General features: G+C 63.3%; 1 protein-coding gene. It reads right to left on the bottom strand.

From position 1 onward, the window contains the following. The coding region (locus tag ACTIEZ_RS15415; protein WP_439547574.1) for an IS256 family transposase at positions 1-754 on the bottom strand (754 nt) is incomplete at its 3' end. Positions 755-799: the final 45 nt, after the last annotated feature.

The raw sequence follows: 799 nt of genomic DNA, 5'->3' as shown, positions 1-799 counted from the left end.
CGATCGCGTCGGGGAACACCGCCGTGATCGCGTCTGGAAAGCCCTTGAGGCCGTCGACGACGGCGAGCAGGATATCCTCGGTGCCGCGATTGCGCAGCTCGTTCATGACACGCAGCCAGAACTTGGCGCCCTCGTTCTGCTCGAGCCAAAGGCCGAGCACCTCCTTGGCGCCATCGGCGCGAACGCCCAATGCGATGTGGATCGCCTTGTTGCGGACGATCCCCTCGTCACGGATCTTCACCCGGATCGCATCGAAGAAGACCAGCGGGTAAACCGGGTCGAGCGGCCGCTGCTGCCAGGTGGCAACCTCATCGAGCACGGCGTCGGTCACCGTGCTGATCAGGTCGGCCGACACGTCGATGCCGTACAGGTCATGCAGGTGCCCGCTGATTTCGCGGGTGCTCATCCCCCGCGCGTACATCGACACGATCTTGTCATCGAAACCGGGAAAGCGCCGCTGATACTTGGCGATCAGCTGCGGCTCGAAGCTCGCCTGCCGATCGCGCGGCACGTCGATGGCCAGCTTGCCGGTGTCGGTCACCACCGTCTTGCGGCCATAGCCATTACGGGTGTTGCCGGCGCCTTCGTCGCCCGCCAGATGGTGATCCATCTCGGCGTTCAACGCACGCTCGGTCAAAGCCTTCTTCAGCGAATCCAGCAAGCCGCCCTGCTCAAAAGCCGCGCTGGCGGCTCCGCCAGCCAGCAACTGATCGAGCAGATCGTTCGGTATCGCAGGCTCTTTGCGTCGGGACATATGGAGTCTCCTCTTTACCCATTATGCCCGCCCGCACACGAAAAT

The sequence above is a fragment of the Sandarakinorhabdus sp. genome, assembly GCF_051860625.1.
GTDB lineage: Bacteria > Pseudomonadota > Alphaproteobacteria > Sphingomonadales > Sphingomonadaceae > Sandarakinorhabdus.
Note: the sequence above shows the minus strand (reverse complement) of the source record. Positions and strands in the feature narration are given on the sequence as shown.